This is a genomic window from Clostridium sp. CCUG 7971 (genome assembly GCF_017590215.1).
In the GTDB taxonomy this organism is placed as follows: domain Bacteria; phylum Bacillota; class Clostridia; order Peptostreptococcales; family Peptostreptococcaceae; genus Faecalimicrobium.
In genome coordinates, this window is the sequence record NZ_JAFFPK010000051.1 from 37,171 (window position 1) to 43,430 (window position 6,260).

Annotated in this window: 4 protein-coding genes and 1 pseudogene; all 5 read right to left on the minus strand. The window is 31.6% G+C overall.

Going from position 1 to position 6,260, the window contains the following annotated elements; genetic code table 11:
• Positions 1 to 140: 140 nt before the first annotated feature.
• The 5 genes and pseudogenes from secG to JWF52_RS07395 all read right to left on the minus strand — a co-directional run bounded on the left by secG (position 141) and on the right by JWF52_RS07395 (position 5,956).
• On the minus strand, positions 141 to 371 hold the full coding sequence (gene secG / locus JWF52_RS07375) for a preprotein translocase subunit SecG (protein WP_286184047.1): 231 nt from the start codon (positions 369 to 371) through the stop codon (positions 141 to 143).
• Between the two features lie 203 nt (positions 372 to 574).
• Complete coding sequence (gene eno, locus JWF52_RS07380) at positions 575 to 1,867, minus strand: phosphopyruvate hydratase (RefSeq protein WP_208332927.1); 1,293 nt, start codon at positions 1,865 to 1,867, stop codon at positions 575 to 577.
• A gap of 92 nt (positions 1,868 to 1,959) precedes the next feature.
• Positions 1,960 to 3,369 (minus strand): annotated as a pseudogene (gene pyk, locus JWF52_RS07385) (pyruvate kinase); the annotation flags it as partial.
• A 70-nt stretch (positions 3,370 to 3,439) separates the two neighbouring features.
• Complete coding sequence (locus JWF52_RS07390) at positions 3,440 to 4,702, minus strand: GntP family permease (protein ID WP_208332929.1); 1,263 nt, start codon at positions 4,700 to 4,702, stop codon at positions 3,440 to 3,442.
• Between the two features lie 114 nt (positions 4,703 to 4,816).
• Positions 4,817 to 5,956 carry a glycerate kinase gene (locus tag JWF52_RS07395; RefSeq protein ID WP_208332930.1) on the minus strand — a complete coding sequence of 380 codons (1,140 nt, stop codon included), beginning with the start codon at positions 5,954 to 5,956 and terminating at the stop codon, positions 4,817 to 4,819.
• Between the last annotated feature and the right edge of the window lie 304 nt (positions 5,957 to 6,260).

Here is a 6,260-nt window from a genome sequence, read left to right on the forward strand (position 1 = left end):
TACTTTTTTATTTAAACTAAAATAATGTATTAAAATAAAATTTTTATATTTTACTTCAATACATTATTTTTTAAAAATTAAATTTAACTTTTAAATAATACCTTAAATACATTTATTAAATAATGGCCTGTTATTTAATATTACTTCTTTAATAAAAGCATTGCTAATGCATTTAAGAAAAATAACACTGATGTTATTTTAGTTAATCTACCAAGAAAAGCTTCTTTTCCTTTTGGCTTGAAGTAAGTTTGATTTCCTTCTCCACCAAATTGTGAAGGCACAGCTCCTTTACTATCTTGTGGCATTATACTAACTATTAAAAGTACAGCTAGTACAACTTGTACACCCATTAATATAGTTCCTAGATTCATCTGTAACCCCTCCATTCTCTTTTAGTATTGTCAAATTTTATTCACACTTTAATATATCATAATAAAATAGGCATTTCAAGGTATCCAAGCTAAAAATCAGCTTATGCTAAAGTACATATCGATGAACTACTTCACTTCAAACATAGTTACTAAAAAGCTTTCGGCATATACCAAAAGCTTTTTTATAAAAATTTAAATATTTATTATTTTTTTAAGTTGTAGAAAGATTTTAATCCACAGTATCTAGCAGAATCTCCAACCATTTCTTCTATTCTTAATAATTGGTTGTACTTAGCAACTCTATCAGTTCTTGATGGAGCACCAGTCTTTATTTGTCCAGCGTTTACAGCTACAGCTAAGTCAGCTATAGTAGTATCTTCTGTTTCTCCTGATCTATGAGATATAACTGCAGTGTATCCAGCTCTCTTAGCCATTTCTATAGCATCTAAAGTTTCAGTTATTGTACCTATTTGGTTAACTTTAACTAATATAGAGTTAGCAACACCTTGCTCTATTCCTCTTTCTAATCTTTCAGTATTAGTAACGAATAAGTCGTCTCCAACTAATTGTAATTTGTTTCCTAATTTTTCAGTTAATAACTTCCATCCATCCCAATCTTCTTCATCTAATCCGTCTTCTATAGTTATTATTGGGAAGTTATTTGACCAATCTTCATATAATTCAACCATTTCAGCTGCAGTTAATTCTTTTCCTTCTCCAGCTAAAACGTATTTTTTAGTTTCTTTGTTGTACATTTCTGTAGCAGCAACGTCAAGTCCTAACATAACGTCTTTTCCTGGCTCATATCCAGCTTTAGATATAGCATCTACTATTAACTCTAAAGCCGCTCTGTTTGAACTTAAGTTTGGAGCGAATCCACCTTCATCACCTACACCACAAGCTAATCCGTTGTCAGCTAAAACTTTCTTTAATGAATGGAATACTTCTGCACCCATTCTTAAAGCTTCTTTGAATGTTTTTGCTCCAACTGGTAATATCATGAACTCTTGTACGTCAACGTTATTATCAGCATGCTCTCCACCGTTTATTATGTTCATCATTGGAACTGGTAATTGCTTAGCATTTACTCCACCTATGTATTGGAATAATGGTAATCCTATTTCATCAGCAGCAGCTCTAGCTACAGCCATAGATACACCTAATATTGCGTTAGCCCCTAATTTACATTTGTTTAAAGTTCCATCTAATTCTATCATTAAACCATCTATACCAGGTTGGTCAAATGCGTCCATACCTTCTAATTCTGGTGCTATTATTTCATTTACATTGTTAACAGCTTTCTCAGTACCTTTTCCTAAGTATCTTCCTTTGTCACCGTCTCTTAATTCAACAGCTTCGAAAGCTCCTGTTGATGCTCCTGATGGTACTATAGCTCTTCCTATTGATCCACTTTCTAAAGCAACTTCAACTTCTACAGTTGGGTTTCCTCTTGAGTCTAATACTTCTCTTGCATATACTAATTCTATAGCTGACATTTTAATTCTCCTCTCAAATTCTTACTATATGTATAGATTAATCTGTCAAAAATAATTAACAGATTAATCATTTAAATTTTTTATTATTTTTCTATAGCATGTACCTTTATTAAGTTTGTAGTTCCACTTACTCCAGCTGGTACACCTGCTGTTATTACAACTAAGTCACCATCTTTTAAATAATTAACTTCTTTAGCTGATGTTATTGAGTTATTTATTATTTCATCTGTGCTTCCTGCATGAGATGTTTTGATTGGGTATACGCCCCAAGTTAAAGCTAATCTTCTCATAACTCCTTCATCTTCTGTTGTAGCTATTATTGGACACTGCGGTCTAAATTTAGAAACCATTCTAGCTGTATGTCCAGTTGAAGTAAAGGTTACTATTGAAGCTGCACTTAAATCTCTAGCTGTAGTACATGTAGCATGACTTATTGCATTTGTTACTGTTACTTCTTCTATCTTTCTTTTTCTTAATAATTCATTATAATTTAATGTTTCTTCCGTTCTTTTTGCTATGGTAGCCATAGTTTTAACAGCTTCTATCGGATACTTACCAGCAGCAGTTTCCCCTGATAACATTATTGCATCTGTTCCATCATATATAGCATTTGCAACATCTGTAACTTCTGCTCTTGTTGGTCTAGGATTTCTAATCATAGAATCTAACATTTGAGTAGCAGTTATTACTGGCTTACCTAATTTGTTGCATTTTTTTATCATCATCTTTTGAGCTATAGGTATTTCTTCTGTTGGTATTTCAACTCCTAAATCTCCCCTAGCAACCATTATTCCATCAGATACTTTTAATATTTCATCTATATTATTTATTCCCTCTTGGTTTTCTATTTTAGATATTATTTGAATATGTGTAGCATTATTTTTTTCTAATACTTCTCTTATTTCTAACACATCTGATGCTTTTCTAACAAATGATGCTGCTATATAATCTATTCCTTGTTCTATACCAAATTCTATATCGCTGACATCTTTTTCTGTTAATGCTGGTAGTTTTATACTTACTCCAGGAACATTAACTCCTTTATGATTTTTGACTATTCCAGAGTTTTCTACTATACAGTGTATATCGTCACCATTAACTTCTTGTACTCTAAGTCCTACTAACCCATCATCTATTAATATAGTATCTCCAGACACTACATCTTTTGAAAGACCTTTGTAACTTACGCTACATATTTCTTTACTTCCCATAACATCTTTCATAGTTATAGTAAATTTTTGACCTTCTTCTAATAAAACTTCAGGGTCTGCAAAGTTTCCTGTTCTTATTTCTGGTCCTTTTGTATCTAGTAATATAGCTACTGGTTGATTTAAATCATTTCTGACTTTTTTTACTAAATCCATTCTTTCTTTATGCTCTTCATGAGACCCATGAGAAAAATTAAATCTACATACATTTAATCCGTTCTTTACAAGCTCTGTTAATATTTCTTCTTTATCTGACGCCGGTCCTAATGTACATACTATTTTAGTTCTTTTTATATTATCTAACATTGTTGCCTCCTAATTGTTTATCATCAGTCTCTATTATTTATTTCCTAATTTACATTTATTACATCATTATTCCCCACATTATAGTTGAAACTATAGTCATAGAAAGTCCTACTAAAGATTCATATGGTATTAATTTTAAACGCTCGCCTATACTCATATTTGTTGCTCCTGCTGTTGCATGGAAGAATGAACCATGTGGTAAGTGATCAAGTACTGTCGCTCCTGCATGAACCATAGCTGCTCCTGCTATTGGAGATACTCCAACTCCCATTATAGCTGGTCCAAATGTTGCTGATGCTATAGTTGCTCCTGATGTAGTTGATGCTGTTGCTGCTGACATTAATATACCTGATATTGGAGCTAATAAAAATGCCGGCATATTCATTGCATCAAGTAATCCTATTGTTGTTACTTGTAATGTTGATGCCTTTATTATTCCTGCAACTGTACCTGTTCCTATTAAAAGGATTGCAACTGGCATCATTTTTGAAAGTCCAAAAGTTATATATTCATTAAGATTCTTTGCTTTACCCATAGCTAATGCTCCAATTACTCCACCAACTGGTAATGCTATAAGTGGATCTACTGCTATTCCTGCTATTGGTCTTAATGCAAGTAAAAGTATTGCTACTAATGGTCCAATTATTGCTGCGAAGAAAGATGGTAATTCTAAATTATCTTGCTCATCTTTTGCTACTTCTGTTTTAGTTCCTTTAAATTTCTTAGCTAACATACTTGCTAATATTACAGTAACTATAAGCCCTACTATTGCTGGTATAATATTTGCTGCCATTAGAGATGATAAATCAACTCCAAAGTTTTCTGCTGCTGATATAGTATTTGGGTTTGGAGATATAATATTACCTGCTTTTCCTCCGCCTATCATAGCTAAAAGGATAACCATTGGTGCATATCCTAACTTTTTAGATATTGCAAGTGCTATTGGTGCAACAGTTATTACTGCTACGTCTACGAATACTCCAACTGCTGTTAATATCATTGTTGATAAAGCTAGTGCAAATAAAGCTCTTTTTTCACCTAATGTTTTTATTATCTGATCAGCAATCTTAGCTGCTGCTCCTGTTTTTATAAGTACTCCAGCTAAAACTCCTGATGTTACTATACGAAGTATCGCAGGCATTATATCTTTTGCCCCACTTATCATTACATCTACAGTGCCGCTAAGTCCTGCTCCACCTACTAATCCTCCTACTACAGCTCCTAATATTAAGCTATATGCAGGGTGTATTTTTTTAATTATCAATATAATTGCTACTGCAAGTCCTAGTAATGCTCCTAGTGTCGTTATTTGTACATCCATTTATCCCACCACCTAATAAGTTTTTTTAATATTATTTTCAACCGCTAAACTTGAGCAATGCCTCCTGTCCTTAGACTGTTTGCTATATGAGTAAAGCAAATTTTTGTGAGGTATTTATTTAACTGATTTTATAAGGTTAAATATTTGTGTTGTTGTCGCTATCATGTTTTTAGTTGCAGTTTCTTTCTCCATTGCTTCTTCTATTGTCATTGAAGAGTTTACTATTGAGAAATATGCGTCTATTCCTTCTTCATTACATTTAACTGCATCATCTGTTGTACATCCTGCTATTGCTATAACTTTTGCATTATTGGCTTTAGCAAGTTTTGCTACTCCAATAGGAGCCTTTCCCATAGCTGTTTGATTATCTAATCTACCTTCTCCTGTTATAACAAAATCAGCACCTTTTATTACTTCTTCTAATTTTATTTCATCTAATATTATCTTTATACCTGATTCTAATTTTGAATTTAAAAATCCTAAAAATGCAAATCCAAGACCACCAGCTGCTCCTACACCTTCAACATGTGCTATATCTTTACCTAAGTCTTTTTTAACAACTTGTGAAAAATTAATAAGACCTTTATCTAATTCTTCAACTATTTCTTCTGTTGCACCTTTTTGAGGTCCATATATGTGAGCTGCTCCGTTCTTTCCGTATAATGGATTGTTAACATCACATGCTATTTTAAATGTGCATTCATCAAGTTCTTTTAATCTATTATCTATTTTTATACTTTTTATTTCATTTAGTACTTTTCCACCTAAGCCTACTAAGTTATTATTTTCATCATAGAATTCATAGCCTAACGCTTGAAGCATTCCAACTCCACTGTCATTAGTAGCACTTCCACCTATTCCAACTATAAAGTTTCTACAACCTTTATCTATTGCTTCTTTTATTATTTCTCCAACTCCATAAGTTGTTGTATTTAAAGGATTTCTAAGTTCTGGTTCAACTAGTGTAAGTCCAGAAGCTTGAGCCATCTCTATTATTGCTGTATTTGTATCTTTTAATATTCCATATTCTGCATTTACTTTTTTATTTAAAGGTCCTGTTACGGATATTATTTGTTTTTCTCCATTCATACCTTCTACTAAAGCATCTACAGTACCCTCTCCACCATCTGCCAGAGGCATTATTGTTATATCTGCTTTATTATAAACGTTTAATATTCCTTTTTTTATTGCATTTGCTGCTTCTATTGAAGTTAAACTTCCTTTTAAAGAATCTATCGAAATTACTATTTTCATATTTATCTCCTCCTTTTGATAATATTGTATCAAATACATATTTCGACATAAATGTTATTTATAACAAATAATTTCGTTTTCCTATGCTTATTTTTGTTACCTATAACATTGAAAATCTATTAATTTTATTGTAATAGTAAAAATTTAACTTTACTTAATCTATATACATATAAGCATTTCATATATTTTAAATCCTTAATCAAATACTGGTTTAAATTTATAATTTTCTTAAATGTAAAAAAGCCATAAGCTTATGGCTTTTTATTTTATATATTTATATTCCTAGTTTTATATTTATCGCTAA